This window comes from Novosphingobium sp. PhB55 (assembly GCF_004368805.1).
In the GTDB taxonomy this organism is placed as follows: domain Bacteria; phylum Pseudomonadota; class Alphaproteobacteria; order Sphingomonadales; family Sphingomonadaceae; genus Novosphingobium.
Window position 1 is genome coordinate 259405 of sequence record NZ_SODQ01000001.1, and the last position, 22857, is coordinate 282261.

Here is a 22857-nt window from a genome sequence, read left to right on the forward strand (position 1 = left end):
ATTGACTGATCTGTCACAATACCTGCCGATCCTGATCTTTCTCGCGATTGCACTCGCGCTTTCGTCGGTGATCGTGCTGCTGCCGATGGGTGTCGCCCGTCTGACCGGCACCCACAACCCGAGCGCCGACAAGAACAGCGAGTACGAATGCGGCTTCCCCGCTTTCGAAGATCCGCGCAGCCAGTTCGACGTCCGCTTCTATCTCGTGGCGATCCTTTTCATCGTCTTCGACCTTGAAGCCGCTTTCCTGTTCCCCTGGGCCGTCTCGCTGAAGATGACCGGTTGGGCCGGATGGCTGACGATGATGGTGTTCCTCGGCGAACTGGCCATCGGCCTCGCCTACGCATGGAAGAAGGGAGCTCTGGACTGGGAATGAGCACGCTCGTCAATTCCGCCGGTCAGCCTCTCGCTCCGGCCGCTAGCCAGGGTGGCGCGATCACGCCGCCCGATCGGTCCTTTTTCAAGGACCTCAACCAGGAAGTGTCCGACAAGGGCTTCCTCGTCACTTCGACCGAGGAACTCTTCCAGTGGGCCCGTACCGGCTCGCTGTGGTGGATGACGTTCGGCCTCGCCTGCTGCGCGGTCGAGATGATCCACGTCAACATGCCCCGCTACGACATGGAGCGCTTCGGCGCCGCGCCGCGCGCTTCCCCGCGCCAGTCGGACGTGATGATCGTGGCCGGCACGCTGTGCAACAAGATGGCCCCGGCACTCCGCAAGGTCTACGACCAGATGTCGGACCCGAAGTACGTCATCTCGATGGGCTCGTGCGCCAACGGCGGCGGCTACTATCACTACAGCTATAGCGTCGTGCGCGGCTGCGACCGCATCGTTCCGGTCGACATCTACGTGCCGGGCTGCCCTCCGACCGCGGAGGCGCTGCTCTACGGCGTGATGCAGTTGCAGCGCAAGATCCGCCGCGCCGGCACGCTCGAGAGGTAAGGGCACGATGACCGTTCTGCATTCCGCCCCAAAGTTCGCCTCGAACGACGGCGTGATCGAGGCTCTTTCGGTCGCGCTCGGCGACGTGGTCGTCGCCGCCAAGGAAGAGCACGGCGAAGTCGTGCTCACCGTTGCACGCGACCAGATCGAGAACGTTCTTCGCCTGCTGCGTGACCATCACGAATACCAGCAGCTGATGGAAATGGCCGGCGTCGACTATCCGTCGCGGGCCGAGCGCTTCGAAGTCGTCTACATGCTGCTTTCGGTGACGAAGAACCATCGCCTCATGGTGAAGGTTTCGGCTGCCGAGAACACGCCGGTGCCGACCGTGACCACGCTGTGGCCCAACGCGGGCTGGCTCGAGCGCGAAGTGTTCGACATGTACGGCGTGATCTTCGCCGGCAACCCGGACCTGCGCCGCATCCTGACCGACTACGGTTTCGAAGGCCACCCGTTCCGCAAGGACTTCCCGCTGACCGGCTATGTCGAACTGCGCTATTCCGAAGAGGACAAGCGCGTCGTCTATGAGCCCGTCAAGCTGGCCCAGGACTTGCGCCAGTTCGACTTCATGAGCCCTTGGGAAGGCGCGGAATACGTGCTTCCCGGCGACGAGAAGGTTGCCCAGCAGCCGGCTCCGCCGCCCGTGGCCGAACCGAAGACGACCGAGAAGAAGGCCGATACCGGCGCCGGTGACAAGGCGAACGACAAGGCCGCTCAGCCGTCCGGCGACAAGTCCGAAAAGGGAGACGACAAGTGAGCATCCAGCTCGAGCAGTCGCCGACCACCGGCGATGAAGTCATCACCAACTACACGATCAACTTCGGTCCGCAGCACCCTGCGGCCCACGGCGTTCTGCGCATGGTCATGGAACTCGATGGCGAGATCATCGAGCGCATCGATCCGCACGTCGGCCTGCTGCACCGCGGCACCGAGAAGCTGATCGAGCACAAGACCTACCTCCAGGCGCTGCCGTATTTCGACCGCCTGGACTATTGCTCGCCGCTGGCCATGGAACATTCCTATGTCCTGGCGATCGAGAAGATGCTCAACCTCGAAGTGCCGATCCGCGCGCAGTATCTGCGCGTGCTGTTCGCCGAGCTGACCCGCATCTGCAACCACATGCTCAACATCGGCTCGCACGTCATGGACGTGGGTGCGATGACCCCGAACCTGTGGCTGTTCGAAATTCGCGAGGACTGCCTCAACTTCTTCGAACGCGCATCGGGCGCCCGCATGCACTCGGCCTGGTTCCGCCCCGGCGGCGTCCACCAGGACGTGCCGCTCAAGCTGCTGACCGACATCGCCGACTGGCTCGACACGCGCCTGCCGACGCTGTTCGAGGACGCGATGAGCCTCGTGGTCGACAACCGCATCTTCAAGCAGCGCAATGTCGACATCGCGCTGGTGAGCAAGGAAGACGCGCTGGCCTGGGGCTTCTCCGGCCCGATGATCCGCGGCGCGGGCATTCCCTGGGATATCCGCAAGGCGCAGCCTTACGATGTCTATGACCGCATGGACTTCGAGATCCCTGTCGGCACCAACTCGGACTGCTACGACCGCTTCATGGTCCGCGTCGAGGAAGTGCGCCAGTCGGCTCGCATCATGAAGCAGTGCCTGGCAGAGATGCCGGACGGCCCGATCGCTTCCGATGACCGCAAGGTCGTTCCGCCCAAGCGCGGCGAGATGAAGCAGTCGATGGAATCGCTGATCCATCACTTCAAGCTCTACACCGAAGGCTTCCATGTGCCTGCCGGTGAAGTCTATGTCGCCACGGAAAGCCCGAAGGGTGAATTCGGCGTCTATCTCGTGTCGGACGGCTCCAACAAGCCGTACCGCTGCAAGATCCGCCCCACCGCCTTCTCGCACCTCCAGGCGATGGACTTCATGTCGAAGGGCCACATGCTGCCTGACGCGACCGCCATTCTCGGCGCCATCGACGTGGTGTTCGGGGAGTGCGACCGTTGAGCCGTCTCGCCATCGCAGAGGCCATGATCGCCGCCTACAATGCGCAGGACGCCGATCGCTACGTGACCTACATGACCGACGAAGCCTGCGAAGCGAATTATCGCGGCGCAGTCGTTCGTGAGGGCAGGGAAGGTACGCGCTCGGGTCTCAAGACGGCTTTCGCCAAGTGGCCGGAAAACCGGGCTGAGATCGTTTCGCGCGAAGAGACCGACAACTACGTCGTCCTTCGCGAGCACGTCACGCGCGGGCCGGCTACGGACGGTTCCGATCTCGTCGAGCCTTTCGATGTCCTCGCTGTCTACAGCTTCGAGGGCGACAAGTGCTCGCGCGTAGAATTCATCCGGTGAGGGAGCTCGTTCGATGAAGTTCAACACGCTCGAATTGACCCGCATCTGGGCCGCGGTGACCGGCGTTTCGCTGGCGCTGTGGTACTTTGCCGCCGTCTATCTCGACCTCCAGCCCACGGCGCTGCTGCCGATGCTGGTGACCGCGATCGGCGGTTTCGAATTGTTTCTTTTCGGCCAGGACCAGTGGCTGAAGCGCAGGGGTAAGCATGGCTGACCGCTATATCGAACCCGACTCGCCCGAACTTCGGGCCCGTTGGGGCAATTTCATCTGGACCGCCGAAAACGCCGAAAAGGCGAAGGATGTCGTGTCCCGCTATCCCGAAGGGCGCCAGCGCTCGGCGGTGATGCCGTTGCTCGACCTCGCCCAGCGCCAGGTCGGCGCCGAGCTGAACACGCAGGGCTGGCTGCCGATCCCGGTGATGGAATATATCGCCGCCTATCTCGACATGCCGGTCATCCGCGTGGTCGAAGTCGCGTCGTTCTACACCATGTACAACATCGCGCCGATCGGCCGTTTCCACGTCCAGGTCTGCGGCACCACGCCCTGCATGCTGCGCGGGTCGGACGACCTGCTGGAAACCTGCAAGTCGCGCGGGATGAAGAAGGGCCACATTTCGGACGACGGCATGTGGTCGTTCACCGAGGTCGAGTGCATGGGCAACTGCGCCTCGGCACCGATGGTCCAGATCAACGACGACAACTACGAAGACCTGACGTCGGACCGCCTGAACGCGGTTCTCGATGCTCTGGTGCGTGGTGAAACGCCAAAGGCCGGCACCCAGGATCCCGCCCGTCACACGGTGGAACCGGTGGGTGAGCCGACCAATCTGGCCGCGATGACTACGTCCAATCATGACTATCGGAGTGAGTGGTAATGGCTCTCGCCGACAAGGACCGCATCTTCACAAACCTCTACGGCTATCAGCCGTGGAACCTGAAGGAAGCGCAGGCGCGCGGCGCCTGGGACAACACCAAGGCGCTGATCGAACGCGGCCGGGATGCCATCATTGACGAGATGAAGGCTTCGGGCCTGCGCGGTCGCGGCGGTGCGGGCTTCCCGACTGGCATGAAGTGGTCCTTCATGCCCAAGCAGCCGCCGCTCGACCAGGCCGGCAACCCGAAGCCCAGCTTCCTCGTGATCAACGCAGACGAATCCGAACCGGGTTCGTGCAAGGATCGCGAGATCATGCGCCATGATCCGCACCTGCTGTTCGAAGGCGCGCTCGTCGCGGGCTTCGCCATGGGTGCGCGCGCGGCCTACATCTACATTCGCGGCGAATATATCCGCGAAGCAGAGACCCTGTTCGCGGCGCGTGAAGAGGCTTACGCGGCCGGTCTGCTGGGTAAAAACGCCTGCGGTTCGGGCTACGATTTCGACGTCTTCGTCCATCGCGGCGCCGGCGCCTACATCTGCGGCGAAGAAACCGCGATGATCGAGAGCCTCGAAGGCAAGAAGGGCCAGCCTCGCCTGAAGCCGCCGTTCCCGGCGGGCGCAGGCCTCTATGGCTGCCCGACCACGGTCAACAACGTCGAATCCATCGCCGTCGCCCCGACCATCCTGCGCCGCGGCGCCGCCTGGTTCTCCAGCTTCGGCCGTGAGAACAACAAGGGCACCAAGCTCTTCCAGATCAGCGGGCACGTGAACCGTCCCTGCGTGGTCGAGGAAGAGATGTCGATCCCGTTCAGCGAGCTGATCGAGCGTCACTGCGGCGGCATTCGCGGCGGCAAGGACAACCTGCTGGCGGTGATCCCCGGCGGTTCCTCGGTTCCCCTGGTTCCGGCCGCCGACATCTGGGACGCGCCGATGGACTTCGACGGCCTGAAGGCGGTCGGCTCGGGCCTCGGCACCGCGGCCGTCATCGTCATGGACAAGTCCACCGACATCGTGCGCGCCATCAGCCGCATCTCGTACTTCTACAAGCACGAGTCCTGCGGCCAGTGCACCCCTTGCCGCGAAGGCACGGGCTGGATGTGGCGCGTGATGGAGCGCCTGCGCACCGGCGATGCTGAAGTCGAGGAGATCGACATGCTGCAGCAGGTGACCAAGCAGGTCGAAGGACACACCATCTGCGCCCTGGGCGATGCGGCCGCATGGCCGATCCAGGGCCTGATCAAGCACTTCCGTCCGGAGCTTGAGCGCCGGATCGCCGATAACGTCCGCGAGGCTGCCGAGTAATGCCCAAGGTCAAAGTCGATGGCGTCGAGATCGACGTCCCCAACGGCGCAACCGTGCTGCAGGCCTGCGAGCTTGCCGGCAAGGAAATCCCGCGCTTCTGCTATCACGAACGCCTGAGCATCGCCGGCAACTGCCGCATGTGCCTGGTCGAAGTGAAGCCCGGACCGCCCAAGCCCCAGGCTTCGTGCGCGCTTCCGGCCACCGAAGGCCAGGAGATCCGCACGGACTCCGAAATGGTCAAGAAGGCGCGGGAAGGGGTGATGGAGTTCCTCCTCATCAACCACCCGCTCGACTGCCCGATCTGCGATCAGGGCGGCGAGTGCGACCTTCAGGACCAGTCGGTGGCCTACGGTCGCGGCGCTTCGCGCTATGACGAGAACAAGCGCGCGGTCACCGAAAAGTACATGGGCCCGCTCATCAAGACCCAGATGACGCGCTGCATTCACTGCACCCGCTGCGTGCGTTTCTCGGAAGAGATCGCCGGCGTGGACGAGATCGGCGCGCTCTATCGCGGCGAGAACATGCAGATCACGACTTATCTCGAACATGCTGCGAAGCACGAGATGTCGGCCAATGTGATCGACCTCTGCCCGGTCGGTGCGCTCACCTCGCGTCCCTACGCCTTCGAAGCTCGCCCTTGGGAGCTTAAGAAGACGCTGGGCATCGACGTGTCTGACGCCACTGGCGCCAACATCCGTATCGACGCGCGCGGCCGCGAAGTGCTGCGTGTGCTTCCTCGTAACAACGACGACGTCAACGAAGAATGGATCAGCGACAAGGCGCGCTACATGGTCGACGGGCTTACCAAGCGCCGTCTCGACAAGCCGTTCCTGCGCCGTGACGGCAAGCTCGTCGCGGTCAGCTGGAACGAGGCGTTTGCCGCCATCGCCACGCTGAACCCGGGCAACTCGATCGCCGCCGTCGCTGGCGACATGGTCGATTGCGAAACGATGTTCGCCGCCAAGAAGCTGGTCGGCGCGCTCGGTTCGACGCTCATCGAAGGTCGCCAGACCGGGATGGACTATGCGACGGGCAGCCTGGCCGCCGTCAATTTCAACTCCACCTTCTCGGGCATCGAGACGGCGGACGCGATCCTGATCGCCGGCAGCAACGTGCGTTGGGAAGCCCCGCTGCTCAACGTTCGCCTCCGCAAGGCGGTGAAGCGCGGCGCCAAGGTGTTCCTGGTCGGTCCCGAGTGGGAAACCACGTTCGGTGGCCAGTTCCTGGGCGAAGACCTCTCGGTTCTCGGCAATCTGCCGCAGAACGTCGTCGATGCCCTGTCGAACGCCAAGCGTCCGGCAGTCATCCTCGGCGGTGCGGCGCTCGGCCGCGGCGGCCTGGAAGCCGGTCTTGCGCTGGCAGGCCAGTTCAACCTCGTTCGCGATCTCGAAGACGGCACCAAGTGGAACGGCTTCAACGTCCTCCACATGGCGGCCTCGCGCATGGGCGGCCTGATGCTCGGCTACGCGCAGAAGGGCGGCATCGCCGACCTCGTCGCCGCCAAGCCCAAGGTCCTGATCGCGCTCGGCGCCGATGAAGTGGACTTCACCCAGTTCGCCGGTTCGATGATCGTCTATATCGGTCACCACGGCGACAAGGGCGCCCACGCGGCCGACGTGATCCTGCCGGCCTCGGCCTACACCGAAAAGGCAGGCACTTACGTCAATACCGAGGGCCGGGTGCAGTGGGCCGACAAGGGCGTGTTCGCGCCTGGCGACGCCCGGGAAGACTGGACCATCCTGCGCGCCCTTGCCGATGCCTTCGGCGTCTCGGTCGGGTTCGACAGCTTCGATCAACTGCGCAACGCAATGATCGCGGAAGTTCCTGCACTTGGCAGCGAGGGTCTTGCTGACTACGGGAGCGTTCTGCCGAACGGTGGCGGTTCCGCTGCCGGCCAGATCGCCTATCCGATCAAGGACTTCTACATGACCAACCCGATCGCCCGCGCGAGCGCGGTCATGCAGCGTTGCTCGGCCGAACTGCTCCACGGTGAAGACCTGGCGGAGGCCGCGGAATGACCGCATTCTTCCAGAATCTCGGGATGAGCTTCGAGTGGGCATGGTTCGTGTCCACCGTCTGCGGCATCCTGCTCATCGCGCTGCCGCTGATGCTGGCCGTCGCCATGATCATCTACGTCGACCGCAAGATCTGGGCCGCCATGGCGCTGCGCCGCGGTCCCAACGTGGTCGGCCCGTTCGGTCTGCTCCAGTCGTTCGCGGACGGTCTGAAGGTCTTCCTTCAGGAAACCATCGTTCCTTCGGCTGCGAACAAGGGCCTGTTCCTGATCGCGCCGATCGTGACCTTCACGCTGGCGCTGCTCTCCTGGGCGGTGATCCCGTTCAACTCGGGCGCGATCCTGGCCAACATCAACATCGGCCTGCTCTACATCCTCGCGATCAGTTCGCTGGGCGTCTACGGTACGATCATGGCGGGCTGGGCTTCGAACTCGAAGTACCCGTTCTTCTCGGCCATGCGCGCTTCGGCGCAGATGATCTCGTATGAAGTCTCGATCGGCTTCATCCTGATCTGCGTCGTTCTCTGGGCGGGCACGTTCAACATGAACGACATCGTCTGGGCGCAGAAGGGCCACGTCTTCGGCATCATCAACGGTTTCGTCGCGAACCCGCTGCTGTTCCCGATGTGGGTGATGTTCCTGATCTCGAGCCTTGCGGAAACGCAGCGCGCACCCTTCGACCTTGCCGAAGCGGAATCGGAACTCGTCGCCGGTTACCAGACCGAATATTCGTCGATGGCTTTCGCTGCCTACTGGCTGGGCGAATATGCCAACGTGCTCCTGATGTGCGCGCTCAACGCGACGCTGTTCTGGGGCGGATGGCTGCCGCCGCTCGATATTCCCATTCTGTACCTCGTGCCGGGCTTCGTTTGGTTCCTGCTCAAGGTCTTCTTCTTCTTCTTCGTGTTCAGCTGGATCAAGGCCACCGTTCCCCGGTACCGCTATGACCAGTTGATGCGTCTGGGCTGGAAGGTCTTCCTGCCCGTATCGCTGCTGTTCGTCGTAATCGTCAGCGGCTACCTCATGGCTACCGGACACTTCGCATGACCGTCGGACAACTCATAAAGAGCTTCACGCTCTGGGAGTTCGTGAAGGCGCATTGGCTGACCTTGAAGTATTTCTTCAAGCCCAAGGCGACGATCAACTACCCCTTCGAGAAGAACCCGCTTTCGCCCCGCTTCCGCGGCGAGCACGCCCTTCGTCGTTATCCCAACGGCGAGGAACGCTGCATCGCCTGCAAGCTTTGCGAAGCGATCTGCCCGGCGCAGGCGATCACGATCGAGGCCGCACCGCGTGTCGACGGTTCGCGCCGCACCACGCGCTACGACATCGACATGACGAAGTGCATCTACTGCGGTTTCTGCCAGGAAGCCTGTCCGGTCGATGCCATCGTCGAAGGGCCGAACTTCGAATACGCGACCGAAACGCGCGAAGAACTGCTCTACGACAAGGCCAAGCTACTGGCGAACGGGGACAAGTGGGAGCGTGCTATCGCCGCGAACCTTGAAGCCGACGCACCGTACCGATAGGGGGCCGCGGACATGATCCAGACTTTAGCCTTCTACCTCTTCGCAGTACTCACGATCGCTTCGGCGGCCGCGACCATCCTGTCCCGTAACCCGGTGCATTCGGTGCTGTTTCTGATCCTGGCGTTCTTCAACGCCGCCGGGCTCATGATGCTCACCGGCGCCGAGTTCATCGCCATGCTGCTGATCATCGTCTACGTCGGCGCGGTCGCGGTGCTGTTCCTCTTCGTCGTCATGATGCTCGACATCGACTTCGCCGAGCTGCGCGCGGGCTTCGTCAAGAACTTCCCGTTGGGCATGCTGGTCGCCATCGTGCTCCTGGCCGAGATGGTGCTGGGCCTTGGCGCCTACAAGGCCGGCGCGCTGAACCTCGGCACGCCGGACGGCACGGCGGTAACGCCGGCAGGCGCCTCCAATATCGAGGCGATCGGCGGACTGCTCTACAGCCGCTACCTGTTCCTGTTCGAGGCGGCCGGCCTGATCCTGCTCGTCGCGATGGTTGGTGCCATCGTCCTGACTCACCGTCAGCGCGGCGATACGCGCGGCCAGAAGGTCAGCAAGCAGATCGCGCGTCGTCCCGATGAGGCGACCGTCAACGTCAAGCCCGAAGTGGGCAAGGGGGTTTCGCTGTGATCGGCGTCGAACATTACGTGGTCGTGAGCTCGATCCTCTTCGTGCTCGGCGTCCTCGGCATTTTCCTCAACCGCAAGAACGTCATCGTTCTGCTCATGGCGATCGAACTGATCCTGCTTGCGGTCAACATCAACCTCGTCGCGTTCAGCGCAGCCCTGCACGACCTCACGGGTCAGATCTTCGCGATGTTCGTGCTGACGGTCGCTGCCGGCGAGGCCGCAGTGGGGCTCGCAATCCTCGTGATCTATTTCCGCGGCCGCGGCAGCATCGCTGTCGACGACGTCAACCGGATGAAGGGATAAGGCCTTGCACCCGATCCTATTCATCGTCTTCCTGCCGTTACTGGCAGCGATCATCGCCGGGCTGGGCAACAAACAGCTGGGCAATGTTCCCGCAAAGGTCCTGACGACCGGCGCGCTGTTCATTGCCTGCGCGCTCAGCTGGCCGATTTTCATCGGCTTCCTCACCGGTAGCGCCGAAGCCAGCGTCATTCCGGTGCTCAAGTGGGTCCAGTCGGGCGCCATGAGCTGGGATTGGTCGCTGCGCGTGGACTCGCTCACTGCAGTCATGCTCGTGGTCGTCACTTCGGTATCCGCGCTCGTGCACCTCTATTCGTGGGGCTACATGAGCGAGGAGCCGGATCAGCCGCGCTTCTTCGCCTATCTGTCGCTGTTCACGTTCGCCATGCTCATGCTGGTGACCGCGAACAACCTGGTGCAGATGTTCTTCGGTTGGGAAGGCGTTGGCCTTGCCTCGTACCTCCTGATCGGTTTCTGGTTCCGCAAGCCTTCGGCCGGCGCCGCCGCGATCAAGGCCTTCGTGGTCAACCGCGTCGGCGACCTTGGCTTCATGCTCGGCATCTTCGGCTGCTACCTGGTGTTCGGCACCGTTTCGATCCCCGAGATCCTGAACGCCGCGCCCAGCATGGCCGCATCGACGATCGGCTTCCTCGGCTACCGCTTCGACACGATGACGGTGATCTGCATCCTGCTGTTCATCGGTGCGATGGGCAAGTCGGCGCAGCTCGGCCTGCACACCTGGCTTCCGGACGCGATGGAAGGCCCGACCCCCGTGTCGGCGCTCATCCACGCGGCCACGATGGTCACCGCCGGTGTCTTCATGGTCTGCCGCCTGTCGCCGCTGTTTGAAACCAGCGAGACGGCGATGCACTTCATCGCCTTCATCGGTGCCTGCACCTGCTTCTTCGCGGCCACCGTCGGCTGCACGCAGTGGGACATCAAGCGCGTCATCGCCTATTCGACCTGCTCGCAGCTCGGCTACATGTTCTTCGCAACCGGTGTTGGCGCTTATGGCGCGGCCATGTTCCACCTGTTCACGCACGCGTTCTTCAAGGCGCTGCTGTTCCTGGGGGCAGGGTCGGTCATCCACTCGATGCACCACGAACAGGACATGCGTTTCTACGGCGCGCTGCGTAAGCACATTCCGATCACCTTCTGGACGATGACCGCGGGTACGCTGGCCATCACCGGCGTCGGTATCGCGGGCTTCGTGGGCTTCGCAGGCTTCTATTCGAAGGATGCGATCCTCGAGGCGGCCTTCGGTTCGGGCACGGCAGTGGGCGGTTTCGCCTTCTGGATGGGTATCGCAGCCGCGCTCATGACGAGCTTCTATTCGTGGCGCCTGGTCTTCCTGACCTTCTTCGGCAAGCCGCGCTGGATCCAGTCGGAACACATCCAGCACGCCGTTCACGATGCCCACGGCCATGGTCACGACGATCATGCGCATGACGCACACGGTCACGGTTCTGCCGCTGAAGAAGATGCGGGCGAAAGCACGGATCACCATGACGCCCATGCCCATGCAGCCCCTGCGCTGGGCGTGAGCGGACCGCACTATGACACGCATGGCGACGGTACGGGTGGCTACCATCCGCACGAGAGCCCGCTGGTGATGCTTGTGCCGCTGATCATCCTTGCGATCGGCGCCGTGGCTGCGGGCTTCGTCTTCCAGCACGCCTTCGTCTCCGAGGGGACTGGCGAATTCTGGAAGGGCGCCCTGGTCTTCCACGAGCACCTGATCCACGCCATGCACGGCGTGCCGACCTGGGTGAAGTGGGCACCGTTCACGGTGATGGCGCTGGGCCTGCTGACGGCATGGTACGGCTACATCAAGAACCTCTCGTTCCCCAAGGCAGTCGCCGAACAGCTCGGGCCGGTCTACACCTTCGTGTACCGCAAGTGGATGTTCGACGAGCTTTACAACGCCATCTTCGTCCGTCCGGCTTTCTGGCTCGGCAAGGTGTTCTGGAAGGTCCTGGATATCGGCGTGATCGACAAGTTCGGTCCCGACGGTGCGGCCTGGGTCGTGGCCAGGGGTTCGACTTACGCGCAGAAGGTCCAGTCGGGCTATCTGTACAGCTACGCACTTGTCATGCTGCTGGGCCTCGTTGGCGCCATCAGCTGGGTGATCGCGGGATAAGATGATGAGTGGTTTTCCGATCCTCAGTCTGATGTTGCTGGTGCCGCTCGCGGCGGCACTGGCGTGTCTTTACCTTGATGCCAAATCGGCACGCATGGTGGCGCTTCTCGCCACCCTTGCGAACCTTGCCCTTGGCGTCGTCCTCTGGATGAACTTCGACGTCGGCGGCGCGCAGTGGCAGTTCCAGGAACGGCACGAGCTGTTCTCCGGCTTCTCCTACGCCCTCGGCATCGATGGTATCGCGTTGCTCCTGATCGAGCTTTCCGTCTTCCTCATGCCGATCTGCATCGGCGCGAGCTGGAATTCGATCGAGAAGCGCGTGGGCGAATACATGGCGGCCTTCCTGCTCGTCGAAACGCTGATGATCGGCGTGTTCACGGCCCAGGATATCTTCCTGTTCTACATGTTCTTCGAAGCCGGCCTCATTCCGATGTACCTGATCATCGGCATCTGGGGCGGCGCGGATCGCATCTACGCCTCGTACAAGTTCTTCCTCTACACGCTGCTCGGCTCGGTGCTGATGCTCGTGGCGATGTTGTGGATGGTCCACACCGCCGGCACGACGTTCGTTCCGACGTTGATGACTTACGACTTCGATCCGCAAGCCCAGACCTGGCTCTGGCTCGCCTTCTTCGCCAGCTTCGCGGTGAAGATGCCGATGTGGCCGGTCCACACCTGGCTTCCGGCGGCGCACGTTCAGGCGCCGACCGCAGGCTCGGTGATCCTGGCGGGCGTGTTGCTGAAGATGGGTGGCTACGGCTTCATCCGCTTCTCGCTGCCGATGTTCCCTGAAGCCTCGGCCTACTTCGCGCCGCTGGTCTGGGGCCTGTCGATGGCCGCCGTCGTCATCACCTCGCTCATCGCGCTGGTGCAGGACGACATGAAGAAGCTGATCGCCTATTCGTCGGTCGCGCATATGGCGATCGTGACCATCGGTCTCTTCGCCTTCAATCCGCAGGGTCTCGAAGGCTCGATGCTGGTCATGCTCAGCCACGGCCTCGTCTCGGGCGCCTTGTTCCTCTGCGTCGGCATCATCTACGACCGTCTGCACACCCGTGAGATCGCCCGTTACGGCGGCCTTGCCATCAACATGCCGCGTTACGCGCTGTTCTTCCTGCTCTTCACGATGGCCTCGATCGGCCTTCCGGGCACCAGCGGTTTCGTCGGCGAATTCCTGAGCCTCGGCGGTATCTACCAGGTTTCGAGCTGGACGGCGCTGATCTGCACCACCGGTATCATCCTGGGCGCTGCCTACATGCTCTACCTCTATCGCCGTGTCGTCTTTGGCGACCAGAAGAATGCCGATGCCGCCGCCATGGCCGACCTCGACTTGCGTGAGTACCTGATGGTGATCCCGCTCGGTCTCGCGGTGCTTTGGATGGGCGTCTACCCCGAGAGCTTCATCGCTCCGATGCGCGCAGACATTGCCGCGCTCGACGCCCGGCTCGCTCGCGCAAAGCCGGAAGGAGACGCCAAGTTGGCCATGGGCAAGGAAAAGTCTGCGCACGAAGAAGCCGCGCATGAGGGGGCACACTGATGGACTGGTCACAGTCGCTGCGCCTGATCGCGCCGGAAGAAACGCTGAGCATCGCAAGCCTCGTCTTGCTCCTGATGGCCGCCTGGGGCGGTGACAAGGCCGCAAAGCTGATCTCCGTTCTCGCCGTGGCGGCGCTCGTCGCCGCCGGTGTCCTCGTTGCCCCCGCGCTTTGCGGTGGTCACATGGGCGCCGACACTTCGGCCTTCTTCGGCCAGTTCCGTGCCGACGCTTTCGCATCTTACGCCAAGATCCTGATCTACCTGTCGGCCGCCGTGTCATTGGTAGTAGCCCCGGCCTACTTCGACCGCTTCAAGGCGATGCGCGCGGAGTATCCGGTGCTGGTCCTGCTCGCCTCGCTGGGCATGGGCATGATGGTTTCGGCCACCGACCTGCTGACCCTCTACATCGGCCTCGAGATGAACTCGCTCGCGGCTTATGTGCTGGCGGCCTTCCTGCGCACCGACGGCCGTTCGGCTGAAGCGGGCCTTAAGTACTTCGTGCTGGGCGCGCTGGCTTCGGGCATCATGCTCTTCGGCATGAGCCTGACCTACGGTTTTGCCGGAACCACCTCGTTCGCCGGTATCAGCGCCTCGATGGCGCAGGGCCTCTCGAACGGTGCGCTGTTCGGCATCGTCTTCGTCTTTGCAGGTCTTGCCTTCAAGATCAGCGCCGTGCCGTTCCACATGTGGACGCCCGACGTCTATGAGGGCGCACCGACTCCGGTGACCACGCTCTTCGCCACGGCCCCGAAGGTCGCCGCAATGGGCCTGACCATGCGCGTTGCCATCGAAGCCTTCGGCGACCAGGCAGCCGCCTGGCAGCAGATCGTGGTCTTCGCGGCGCTTGCCTCGATCGTCGTCGGTGCTCTTGGCGCCATCGGCCAGTCGAACATCAAGCGACTGATGGCCTATTCCTCGATCAACAACGTCGGCTTCATGCTCGTCGGTCTTGCCGTGGCAACTCAGCAGGGCGTTTCGGCCATGCTGTTCTACCTTGCGATCTACGTCGCGATGTCGGTCGGCGGCTTCGTTGTGATCCTGATGCTCAAGGATGCCGACGGCAACCCCGTCGAGGATCTCGGCAAGATGGCCGGTCTGTCGCGCACCCGTCCGGGCCTGGCCTTGGCGCTGGCGATGGTCATGTTCAGCCTTGCCGGTATTCCGCCGATGTTCGGCTTCTGGGGCAAGTTCCTGGTCTTCAAGGCCGCTGTCGACGGCGGCATGATCGCTCTTGCGGCCATCGGCTTTGCGGCTTCCGTCATTGGCGCCTTCTACTATTTGAAGGTCGTCAAGGTCGTCTATTTCGACGAACCGGCCGATGTGGTGAAGGGCGAGAGCGATGTCTGGCACAAGCTGATCCTCGTGCTGGCCTGCATCTTCATCTCGCCGCTGGGCTATCTGGCCAGCAAGTGGCTGGGCGGGCTGGCTGACACGGCCGCAGCGGCCCTGTTCTCCGGCCTTTGATAGAGGTCGTAGAAGAGACCGCATCGACCAACGCGGACCTCGTTCGGCGCCTGGGCGCCGGCGAGGGGCTGGCGGAAGGTTTCTGGCTGCGTGCGGTGCGACAGAGCGCCGGACGCGGCCGCCGCGGCCGGGAATGGTCCTCGCCCGAAGGCAATCTCTACGCCAGCACCGTCGTCGCGCTGAGAGCCGACGACCCCTGGGTTCACACCCTGGCTTTCGTCGCCGCGCTTTCCGTGCACGACCTCATGCTTTCGCAGCTTGGGGGTGGCGCTGATTGCCAGCTCAAGTGGCCGAACGACGTGCTGGTCGGCGGCGCCAAGATCTGCGGCATCCTGCTGGAGCGCAGGGGCGATCATGTGATCGTCGGGATCGGCGTCAACGTCGTCACGGCGCCGGAACTTGCCGACCGCGCGACAACGTCGGTCCACAAGGCAAACCCTGATAATCACAGCGACGCACATACCGTTCTCGGCGATCTGGCGGACCGCTTCGCGGCGCGTCTTGCGCAGTGGCGCATGGAAGGGCTGGCCTCGACGCTGGCCGACTGGACGCGTCATGCTCATCCTCCGGGAACGCCGCTCTTGGTGACGCTGGACGAGGAAGGGCTGCTGCCAGGTGCCTTTGCCGGGCTTGACCCGGACGGAGCATTGCGCTTGCGTCTGGCCGACGGGTCCCTACGTGTCGTTCACGCCGGTGACGTTTCGCTCGCCTGAAGGAAATTCCATGCTGCTTGCCATCGATGCCGGCAACACCAATGTCGTCTTCGCGCTATTCGAGGGACGCACTCTGCGCGGGCGCTGGCGCATTGCCACGGACCCTCGCCGCACGGGTGATGAATACGCGGTATGGCTCATGCAGCTTCTCTCGATCCGCGGCGTAGCGGCGGAAGAGATCAAGAGCATCATCATCTCGACCGTGGTCCCGCGCGCGCTACACAATCTCGAGATACTCTGCCGGCACTATTTCGATGTCGAGCCGCTGGTGGCGGGCGTCGGCAAGGCGGACTACGCGATCGACATCGACGTGGATCAGCCCAAGTCGCTCGGTGCCGACCGTGCGGTCAACGCCATTGCCGCGCATGAACGACACGGGGGCGATCTCATCGTTGTCGATTTCGGCACTGCCACCACCTTCGACGTGGTAGACTACAACGGCGCCTACAAGGGCGGCATCATTTCGCCGGGCATCAACCTGTCGCTGGACGCGCTGGTGGGCAATACGGCCAAGCTGCCGCGCATCGCCATTGCCGTACCCACGACGAAGAGTGTGATCGGGCGTAATACCGAGGACCAGATGCTGATCGGCGTGTTCTGGGGCTATGTGGCGATGATGGAGGGCCTGATCGCCCGCATGCGCAACGAGATTGGTCGCCCCGCCAAGGTCATCGCGACCGGCGGGCTGGCCGTACTGTTCGACGAGGCTTCCGATATTTTCGACGCGGTCGATCCCGACCTGACGCTCGAAGGCCTCGCCATTCTTGCCGAAAGGGCATCCAAGAAGTGATTCCAGGTAACGAACTGCTGTTTTGCGCGCTCGGTGGCTCGGGCGAGATTGGCATGAACGTCAATCTCTACGGCTGCCAGGGCAAATGGCTTATGGTCGACCTGGGCATGACCTTCGGCATGAACGAATATCCCGGCGTGGACCTAGTTTTCGCCGACCTCGATTTCATCGAGGGTGAGCGCGAAAACCTGCTGGGGATCGTCCTCACTCACGCGCATGAGGATCACATCGGCGCGGTTCCGTATTTTGCCGAGGAACTGAACGTTCCGATCTACGCCACGCCCTTCACCGCGCGCCTGGTAGCGGCGAAGCTGGAGGAAGCGGGCATTCTTGACCGGGTCGAACTGATCGTCATCGATCATCTCGACCAGTTCCAGCTCGGACCATTCGGTATTCGCTACGTGCCGCTTGCGCACTCGATTGCCGAGGGCAACGCTCTGCTGATCGACACCCCGTTCGGCCGCATCTTCCATACCGGTGACTGGAAGCTGGACGACGAGCCTCAGGTGGGTACGCCCGCGACCCAGGCCGAACTGACCGAAATCGGTGACAACGGCGTGCTGGCGCTCGTCTGCGATTCGACCAACGTCTTCAATCCCGAAGCGTCCGGTTCCGAAGGCGAGGTCTATCGCGGCCTGCTGGAGGAAGTGAAGCGGCACCGCGGCCGCCGGGTTCTGGTGACCACCTTTGCTTCGAACGTGGCCCGTCTTCAGACGCTGGGCGAGGTGGCCCGCAAGACCAACCGCAAGCTCTGCGTTGCGGGTCGCTCGCTGGACCGGATCATCGAGACCGGGCAGGCCAGTGGCTATCTCAAGAAGCTGCCCGAGCTGGTCGATGTCGAAACCGCGATGGATCTGCCGCGCGGCGAAGTGCTGATCGTCGCAACGGGCGGGCAGGGCGAGCCGCGCGCGGCGCTTTCACGGATTTCCGAGGGCAATCATCCGATCAAGCTTGAGAAGGGCGATGTCGTCCTGTTCTCCAGCCGCCAGATTCCTGGAAACGAGATCCCGATCGGACGGATCCAGAACCGGCTCTCGGACGCTGGCATCGTCATCGTCACGGACCGTCAGAGCATGATCCACGTTTCGGGCCATCCCGGGCGGCCCGAACTGGTGGCGCTCTATGGTTGGCTCAAGCCCGAGATCCTGCTTCCGGTCCATGGCGAAATCCGCCACATGCGCGAACAGGCGCGGCTCGGCGTGGAAAGCGGCATTCCGCACGCGGTGTTCCAGAAGAACGGCGATCTCGTGCGCCTGGCGCCCGGTCGTCCGGGCAAGTTCGGCGAGGTCCACTCCGGGCGGCTGATCCTTGACGGCGATATCATCGCGCCCGCCGATGGCGACGCCATGGTCATGCGGCGCCGGATCGCCTTCAACGGTGTGGTTTCGGTCGCCGCGGATCGCCGCGGCAACGTTCAGGTCGCGGCGATCGGGCTCCCGCTCGACGAGGACTACGCCAAGTTCATCGACGAGGCGCAGCGCGATGTCGCCAATGCCCTGGGCAAGGCGAAGAAATCGGACCGCGAAGTTCGGGTCGAGGCGGCCCGCCTGGCCGCCCGCCGCGCAGCTACGCGCTGGTCGGGCAAGAAGCCGCAAGTGCAGGTCATGCTGCTGGAGGATTGAGGCGATGGCGATGCAATGGACTTCGATGGTGGCGATCTACGGCCTGTTCTGGGTCCTGAGCGCCTTTCTCGTCATGCCTTTTGGTCTTCGTACGCCCAACGAAGTGGAAGGTTTTCGCGTCGAAAAGGGCCATGCGGACAGCGCCCCGGTCAATTTCCGGCCGCGCCTGATCGCGAGGCGCGCCACGCTGCTCGCGGTCGTGCTTTTCGGGCTCTACTACGTGAATTATGCCCAGCAGTGGATCACGGTTGGCGATCTCAACTTCTTCGGGAAGCCGCCGGTTCAGGACCTCGGATACTGAGGTCACAAAAAAGCCCGCCTGATGAAGGCGGGCTTTTTCATGCCGCATTGCCGAGCGATCAGCTGCGCAGACGTTCGATTCCCTGAGCCAGTGCGACATAGAGCTTGCCCATGTCCGACGAGAGCAGGGTGACGCCCAGCGCATTGCCGTCCCGGGTCGAGAGGACCTGCCGCAGGATCGATTCGAAGTCGTGGATGTAGCGGCTGACGTGCTCGCGGAACGCATCTTCGCGTTCGAACAGCTGCTGGATCGACTTGATTTCCCCGGCATCGAGCAGCGAAACAGCCCGGCGCGTGAAGATCCCGCGATCGCCGCGGAGATAGGAGGCCCAGGCGGTGTCGGAAACATCGCTCGATAGCGCCGAGGCAATGTCGATGGCGTTGGAATTCAGGGACTCGGTGATCAGCGCCACGCGGCGGGCGAAATCGTTGTCGACCTGCTCCTCGGCCTGCTCGCGCGCCTGGGTGACGCGGCTTTCGAGATTGCCGACGAGGTCTTCGACCTTGGAGAGCTGTTCGCGAAGCTGGATGGTCGCTTCGCGGGCGGCGCCGGAAGCATGGGCTACGGCCTGATCGAGCTGGCCGGTCACTTCCGCGACGCGCGTGCGCATGGAGCGATCGATGGCCTGGGCGCTTTCCGTCCCGAGGTTTTCCGCTACCTGGGCGATGCGCGCGGCGCTGTCGGTCTCGATCGCGCCGACGGAGTCCTCGATCGACTTGCCAAGCGCTGCAAGGGCGTCCTGCAGTTCGGTCTGGGCCCGGCCGGCAGCGGTTTGCGTTGCCGTGTCGATATCGGTGATGGACGTGTGCAGGACGCGCAGCAGGTCGGCGTGTGCGGCGCCGTGCTCCGAGAGATCCGAATGCATGGCGGAAAGCTCGTCCGCGAAATCCTTGAGGTTGGTGCCGGACTGCTCGACGCCGCCTGCGAGTTCCTCGCCGCTTCTGGCCGATTGGCGCAGAGCCTCCAGAACGCTGGCAATACCGGCATGAAGGCGGTTGAGGCGCTCCTCGGAGACGACCAGCGCCTCGGGAAGATCGTTATGGGCAAAGCGTGCGCTGCCCTGGATCAGCTCCAGCAGCCGTACGCTCGTCTCGGTGAGCTTTTCGACTTCGCCATCGGTCGCCGAGAGGGTCGCGCGGGCGGCCGTGAGGCGCTCGGTCAATTGCGCCAGGCTGCCGCGCAGACGGGTTTCGAGGGCTTCGCTGCTGCCGACGATGGCGCCGAAACGGGCTTCATATTCGCCAAGTTCGCCGCTTACGGCCACGGCGCGTTCGCTCAGAGCCGATGCCTGCAGGCGCTGATTTTCAAGGCGTTCGGCGATGGCATGGTCGAGATTGCCAAGCATCTGGTCGATGCGCGCAATAGCGTGGCGTTCCTGTTCGGCCTGGCGGGCCTGACGCTCACCGAGTTCGCTCGCAAGCCGTTCGCGGCGGGCCGAAATCTCGCGATCGAGGTTTTCGGCATCGTTGCCGATCGCCTCCAGGCTGCCCCGCAGCGCGGACAGAGCCGTGTCCTGAGCCCGGGTGATGCCACGCGCCACTTCGCCCTGTTCCTCGTGCAGGTCGTCGAGCGCCTGCCGCCAGGCTTCTGCCGCGCGGCCTTCGCCATCGCGCAAGGCGCGCGAGACGACGTCGCTTTCCTCCCGCAAGGCCACGAGCCGGGCGCGAAGCGAAGTGAGGCTTTCTTCCTCATGACGGTCGAGCTGTCCGCGGGTTTGCGCGATTTCGTCCTCGAGCGCTTCGGCCCGGGTTCGAATAGATTCGAGCGCGGCGACTTCGTGACCGTCAAGCTCGCTGCGGAAGGCCGTCCCGCGTTCGGAAAGCAGGTCGAAGCGCCGGTCGGCCAAGGCAGCGACCTGTTCGCCGCGTGCATGGATCTCGGTCAGCGCCGCTTCCACGGATTCACGCAGCCGCGCAACCTGCCGTTCGCTGGCGGAGCCGAACTCGTTCAGGCGATTGAAGCCGTTGATCATGTCTTCCAGCTGGACATGGGCGGCGCGGCCGGCGTTGCCGATATTGTTAGTGACGTCCTTGGCCGAACTGGCGATGACGGGGAGCTGGTTGCGCAGCTTCTCCATGTTGTCGAGAGCGGCCTGGCTGACCCCGCTGATCGATTCCACGCGCGAGCCGTTCTCACGGATCAGGCCCTGCAAGCGCTCAGCGTTTGCGGAAAGCCGCTCCGTGGCAATGCGGCCCAGCGATTCCAGATCGCGCGACTGGGCGGCGATGAATTCCCGCGCCAGGCTGAGTTCGCGGTTGACGGTGGTCAGGCGCGTTTCAAGCTGGGCGGACTCGTTCGACAGCGCCCGGGCGACATTGCCGAAACGCCTGCTTTCGCGCGAGCTGTGGCGCAGGACCAGCAGCCAGACCATGCCGACCAGCAAGAGCGGCACGGCCCACTGCACGACAAGGGCGGGGACTGTGTCGAGGCTCAGGGTCTCGAAATGCGGGGAGAGGGCGTAGAGAAAGAACGCCGTCCAGCCCAAGGCCACGGCGCCGGCCAGCGAAGGGGCCAGCCAATCGTGCGAGGGGGCGGCAAGGGCCGGTTCCTCGGTGGCGACCCAGGCGTTGCGCCAGGCATCTTCCGAAATCGCTTCTGCGGGTTCCGGCGGCGAAATGCCCACTGCCAAGGTTTCGTTCATGCGGTCTTCCGAGTTTCCGTCCGCAGTGCGGGCCGAATTGTCTTCGCTGCCATTCGCGCCGAGCGCGACGATCCTGTTTTCCCCAGCCATGGGGTCAGGATACCACGCGGGAGGCACCTATAAAGCCCACTTTAACCCTTTGGGCATTAAGCTGGGGAAATGGCTTATGAAGCAGGTGCCCTCGAAGCGACCCTCGCCGCGGCAGCGGGCGGGGATCCCGCGCTTTTCGCGGAGTTGCGCGCGTCCTATCTGGAAAGCGTGGCGCGGCAGGCCGATCTGCTGTCCCGCTCCCGTTGCGATGGCAATTGGCACCTTGCCGCCATGCGGCTGAAGGGGCTGGCGGCCAGCTTCCATTCGGCCCAGCTCCTGGCCCTGGCGGAGCAGGCGCTGGACGGCGCTCCCGGCGAACCCGGAGTTATAAGGCGCCTCGATGCCTATCTTGCCGAGTTTTCCGCCAGCTGATGCAAGCGTCGCGCTTGGCACCGGGCTGCCCTTTGCCTAAGTGGCTAAGGGTCGCTGGAGGTTAACACACTGCGTATCGCATTGCTCGCCATGATGGAGCCTGCCGTGGCGGGTCAGTCCCTGCCGCGCGCTTTCCTGCGCGTGGGCGGCGCGACCCTGGCGCAGCATCAGCTCGGGCTCGCCCTTGCGCTCGATTGCCAGCGGGTGATCTGCCTTGCGAAGGGGCCGTCGCCGGAGATGATCGCCCTTCAGCACATGGCGGAGAACGCCGGCCTGCAATTCCATATCGCCACCGGCGCGAGACCGCTTGCCGGGCTGGTGACGGCGAATGACGAACTGGTCGTGATCGGGGAAGGGCTCTTCGTCGAGCCCGCCGGCGTCATGCCATTGCTTGAGGGCAGGGCGCCGGCCGTGCTTGTCCAGCCGGTCGAAGGCGGGCTGGCCGCCGGGTTCGAGCGCATCGACATCAACCGGGCGAGCGCTGGATTGATGCGAATCCCGGGGCACCTGGTGGAAAACCTTCAGGAGCTTCCAGGCGATTGCGATGTGCATTCCGCGCTGACACGGATCGCGCTGCAAGCGGGCGTACCGATGCGCGAAGTTCCCGTGGCCGTGCGCAGCGGCGTCGATTGGCGGCTGATTCGCGATGAAGCCGAAGCTCACGCGGTGGAGCTGGAATGGCTGCGCGGGCGTTTTGCCGATGGCGACAGCGTCTCGCCGGGCCGGGCCGTGGCCCGTTACGGCGTGCTGACGTTCGGGTCCTCGCTGCTCCATGCGGGCAATGCCAGCAATATGTTGAGCCTCGGCGTGCTCGTGGCGGTGGCGCTGGCAGGCGGCCTTGCCTGGTTCGGTTTCGTGACGATCGCTTTTCTCTCGCTGGTGGCAGCCGCGCTGCTGGTCGAGGCGAGCCGGCTTCTGCGTTCGGTAGAGCGGCAGGCGCTGGGGCAATTGCCGCCCGCGATCCCGCGCGCCGATGTGCTGCGCTGGCTGGTCGACACGCTTTTCGGGCTGTCGCTGCTGGCCGCCATTCCCCTGCTCGGGGGCGAATCGCTCATTTCTTGGATGTTCCCACCGGCCATGCTGATGATGCTTCTGGCCCTGATTCCCCGGTTCGTGACCGGCAAGGTGGCGTCGCTGGCGACAGACCGTGCCACATTGGGACTTGTGCTGGCTTTTGCCGCAGGATTCGGGCAAGTTGAGCCGTTGGTGGAAGTTCTGGCGATCACGCTCGTTGTGGCCGGCATGGCTCTTCCGCTACGTCGGAAGGACTAACCGGGGCTTAACCA

General features: G+C 63.8%; 23 protein-coding genes. 22 read left to right on the forward strand and 1 reads right to left on the reverse strand.

Annotated elements, in window-relative coordinates; translation table 11 throughout:
* The first annotated feature begins 1 nt into the window (after position 1).
* The 20 genes from EDF57_RS01255 to EDF57_RS01350 are packed head-to-tail and all read left to right on the forward strand — an operon-like array spanning position 2 to position 18468.
* Positions 2-376 carry an NADH-quinone oxidoreductase subunit A gene (locus EDF57_RS01255; protein ID WP_132262557.1) on the forward strand — a complete coding sequence of 125 codons (375 nt, stop codon included), beginning with the start codon at positions 2-4 and terminating at the stop codon, positions 374-376.
* Positions 373-942, forward strand: a complete 570-nt coding sequence (locus tag EDF57_RS01260) for an NADH-quinone oxidoreductase subunit B (RefSeq protein ID WP_134092824.1) — start codon at positions 373-375, stop codon at positions 940-942. Before EDF57_RS01255 ends, EDF57_RS01260 begins: the two co-directional genes overlap by 4 nt.
* 7 nt (positions 943-949) lie before the next feature.
* Positions 950-1699, forward strand: coding sequence for an NADH-quinone oxidoreductase subunit C (locus EDF57_RS01265; protein ID WP_134092825.1), 750 nt, complete (start codon positions 950-952; stop codon positions 1697-1699).
* The gene (locus tag EDF57_RS01270) at positions 1696-2907 is read left to right on the forward strand and encodes an NADH-quinone oxidoreductase subunit D (RefSeq protein ID WP_134092826.1); all 1212 of its coding nucleotides are present in this window, start codon (positions 1696-1698) and stop codon (positions 2905-2907) included. The genes EDF57_RS01265 and EDF57_RS01270 overlap by 4 nt, the downstream gene beginning before the upstream one ends.
* Positions 2904-3254 (forward strand): nuclear transport factor 2 family protein, encoded by a 351-nt coding sequence (locus EDF57_RS01275; protein ID WP_134092827.1) that lies wholly within the window; start codon positions 2904-2906, stop codon positions 3252-3254. Before EDF57_RS01270 ends, EDF57_RS01275 begins: the two co-directional genes overlap by 4 nt.
* A 13-nt stretch (positions 3255-3267) precedes the next feature.
* Entirely contained in the window at positions 3268-3468 is a 201-nt protein-coding gene (locus EDF57_RS01280; protein WP_132262565.1) for a hypothetical protein, read from the forward strand.
* Complete coding sequence (locus EDF57_RS01285; protein ID WP_132262567.1) at positions 3461-4129, forward strand: NAD(P)H-dependent oxidoreductase subunit E; 669 nt, start codon at positions 3461-3463, stop codon at positions 4127-4129. Before EDF57_RS01280 ends, EDF57_RS01285 begins: the two co-directional genes overlap by 8 nt.
* Positions 4129-5430, forward strand: a complete 1302-nt coding sequence (nuoF, locus tag EDF57_RS01290; protein ID WP_134092828.1) for an NADH-quinone oxidoreductase subunit NuoF — start codon at positions 4129-4131, stop codon at positions 5428-5430. The genes EDF57_RS01285 and nuoF overlap by 1 nt, the downstream gene beginning before the upstream one ends.
* On the forward strand, positions 5430-7448 hold the full coding sequence (gene nuoG, locus EDF57_RS01295; RefSeq protein ID WP_134092829.1) for an NADH-quinone oxidoreductase subunit NuoG: 2019 nt from the start codon (positions 5430-5432) through the stop codon (positions 7446-7448). Before nuoF ends, nuoG begins: the two co-directional genes overlap by 1 nt.
* The gene (gene nuoH / locus EDF57_RS01300) at positions 7445-8491 is read left to right on the forward strand and encodes an NADH-quinone oxidoreductase subunit NuoH (protein ID WP_134092830.1); all 1047 of its coding nucleotides are present in this window, start codon (positions 7445-7447) and stop codon (positions 8489-8491) included. The genes nuoG and nuoH overlap by 4 nt, the downstream gene beginning before the upstream one ends.
* On the forward strand, positions 8488-8973 hold the full coding sequence (gene nuoI / locus EDF57_RS01305; protein ID WP_132262574.1) for an NADH-quinone oxidoreductase subunit NuoI: 486 nt from the start codon (positions 8488-8490) through the stop codon (positions 8971-8973). The genes nuoH and nuoI overlap by 4 nt, the downstream gene beginning before the upstream one ends.
* A 12-nt stretch (positions 8974-8985) precedes the next feature.
* Positions 8986-9603, forward strand: coding sequence for an NADH-quinone oxidoreductase subunit J (locus EDF57_RS01310; RefSeq protein WP_132262575.1), 618 nt, complete (start codon positions 8986-8988; stop codon positions 9601-9603).
* The gene (nuoK, locus tag EDF57_RS01315) at positions 9600-9905 is read left to right on the forward strand and encodes an NADH-quinone oxidoreductase subunit NuoK (protein WP_132262577.1); all 306 of its coding nucleotides are present in this window, start codon (positions 9600-9602) and stop codon (positions 9903-9905) included. Before EDF57_RS01310 ends, nuoK begins: the two co-directional genes overlap by 4 nt.
* A 4-nt stretch (positions 9906-9909) precedes the next feature.
* A complete protein-coding gene (gene nuoL / locus EDF57_RS01320; RefSeq protein ID WP_134092831.1) occupies positions 9910-12042 on the forward strand; it encodes an NADH-quinone oxidoreductase subunit L in 2133 nt (710 codons plus the stop codon).
* 4 nt (positions 12043-12046) lie between these two features.
* Positions 12047-13579 carry an NADH-quinone oxidoreductase subunit M gene (locus EDF57_RS01325; RefSeq protein ID WP_134092832.1) on the forward strand — a complete coding sequence of 511 codons (1533 nt, stop codon included), beginning with the start codon at positions 12047-12049 and terminating at the stop codon, positions 13577-13579.
* The gene (gene nuoN / locus EDF57_RS01330) at positions 13579-15042 is read left to right on the forward strand and encodes an NADH-quinone oxidoreductase subunit NuoN (RefSeq protein ID WP_134092833.1); all 1464 of its coding nucleotides are present in this window, start codon (positions 13579-13581) and stop codon (positions 15040-15042) included. The genes EDF57_RS01325 and nuoN overlap by 1 nt, the downstream gene beginning before the upstream one ends.
* On the forward strand, positions 15039-15755 hold the full coding sequence (locus EDF57_RS01335) for a biotin--[acetyl-CoA-carboxylase] ligase (RefSeq protein ID WP_134092834.1): 717 nt from the start codon (positions 15039-15041) through the stop codon (positions 15753-15755). The genes nuoN and EDF57_RS01335 overlap by 4 nt, the downstream gene beginning before the upstream one ends.
* 10 nt (positions 15756-15765) lie before the next feature.
* Positions 15766-16545 (forward strand): type III pantothenate kinase, encoded by a 780-nt coding sequence (locus tag EDF57_RS01340; protein WP_132262586.1) that lies wholly within the window; start codon positions 15766-15768, stop codon positions 16543-16545.
* Positions 16542-18167 carry a ribonuclease J gene (locus tag EDF57_RS01345; protein ID WP_134092835.1) on the forward strand — a complete coding sequence of 542 codons (1626 nt, stop codon included), beginning with the start codon at positions 16542-16544 and terminating at the stop codon, positions 18165-18167. Before EDF57_RS01340 ends, EDF57_RS01345 begins: the two co-directional genes overlap by 4 nt.
* Before the next feature lie 10 nt (positions 18168-18177).
* The gene (locus EDF57_RS01350; protein ID WP_134093244.1) at positions 18178-18468 is read left to right on the forward strand and encodes a DUF1467 family protein; all 291 of its coding nucleotides are present in this window, start codon (positions 18178-18180) and stop codon (positions 18466-18468) included.
* A gap of 58 nt (positions 18469-18526) precedes the next feature.
* Here the strand turns inward: EDF57_RS01350 and EDF57_RS01355 are convergent, their stop codons facing one another.
* Positions 18527-21199 carry an ATPase gene (locus tag EDF57_RS01355; RefSeq protein WP_134092836.1) on the reverse strand — a complete coding sequence of 891 codons (2673 nt, stop codon included), beginning with the start codon at positions 21197-21199 and terminating at the stop codon, positions 18527-18529.
* 69 nt (positions 21200-21268) lie between these two features.
* Between EDF57_RS01355 and EDF57_RS01360 the strand changes: the two genes are divergently transcribed.
* Positions 21269-21571 (forward strand): Hpt domain-containing protein, encoded by a 303-nt coding sequence (locus EDF57_RS01360; protein ID WP_134092837.1) that lies wholly within the window; start codon positions 21269-21271, stop codon positions 21569-21571.
* A gap of 105 nt (positions 21572-21676) precedes the next feature.
* Positions 21677-22843, forward strand: coding sequence for a hypothetical protein (locus tag EDF57_RS01365; RefSeq protein WP_243840823.1), 1167 nt, complete (start codon positions 21677-21679; stop codon positions 22841-22843).
* Positions 22844-22857: the final 14 nt, after the last annotated feature.

What these genes read in the sequence shown, in the direction of transcription:
- EDF57_RS01260 (WP_134092824.1), top strand. Translation starts at nt 373, where the DNA reads ATGAGCACGCTCGTCAATTCCGCCGGTCAGCCTCTCGCTCCGGCCGCT.
- EDF57_RS01340 (WP_132262586.1), top strand. Translation starts at nt 15,766, where the DNA reads ATGCTGCTTGCCATCGATGCCGGCAACACCAATGTCGTCTTCGCGCTA.
- nuoN (WP_134092833.1), top strand. Translation starts at nt 13,579, where the DNA reads ATGGACTGGTCACAGTCGCTGCGCCTGATCGCGCCGGAAGAAACGCTG.
- nuoI (WP_132262574.1), top strand. Translation starts at nt 8,488, where the DNA reads ATGACCGTCGGACAACTCATAAAGAGCTTCACGCTCTGGGAGTTCGTG.
- EDF57_RS01360 (WP_134092837.1), top strand. Translation starts at nt 21,269, where the DNA reads ATGGCTTATGAAGCAGGTGCCCTCGAAGCGACCCTCGCCGCGGCAGCG.
- nuoF (WP_134092828.1), top strand. Translation starts at nt 4,129, where the DNA reads ATGGCTCTCGCCGACAAGGACCGCATCTTCACAAACCTCTACGGCTAT.
- nuoG (WP_134092829.1), top strand. Translation starts at nt 5,430, where the DNA reads ATGCCCAAGGTCAAAGTCGATGGCGTCGAGATCGACGTCCCCAACGGC.
- EDF57_RS01285 (WP_132262567.1), top strand. Translation starts at nt 3,461, where the DNA reads ATGGCTGACCGCTATATCGAACCCGACTCGCCCGAACTTCGGGCCCGT.
- EDF57_RS01350 (WP_134093244.1), top strand. Translation starts at nt 18,178, where the DNA reads ATGCAATGGACTTCGATGGTGGCGATCTACGGCCTGTTCTGGGTCCTG.
- EDF57_RS01310 (WP_132262575.1), top strand. Translation starts at nt 8,986, where the DNA reads ATGATCCAGACTTTAGCCTTCTACCTCTTCGCAGTACTCACGATCGCT.
- EDF57_RS01325 (WP_134092832.1), top strand. Translation starts at nt 12,047, where the DNA reads ATGAGTGGTTTTCCGATCCTCAGTCTGATGTTGCTGGTGCCGCTCGCG.
- nuoH (WP_134092830.1), top strand. Translation starts at nt 7,445, where the DNA reads ATGACCGCATTCTTCCAGAATCTCGGGATGAGCTTCGAGTGGGCATGG.
- EDF57_RS01265 (WP_134092825.1), top strand. Translation starts at nt 950, where the DNA reads ATGACCGTTCTGCATTCCGCCCCAAAGTTCGCCTCGAACGACGGCGTG.
- EDF57_RS01280 (WP_132262565.1), top strand. Translation starts at nt 3,268, where the DNA reads ATGAAGTTCAACACGCTCGAATTGACCCGCATCTGGGCCGCGGTGACC.
- EDF57_RS01355 (WP_134092836.1), bottom strand. Translation starts at nt 21,199, where the DNA reads ATGGCTGGGGAAAACAGGATCGTCGCGCTCGGCGCGAATGGCAGCGAA.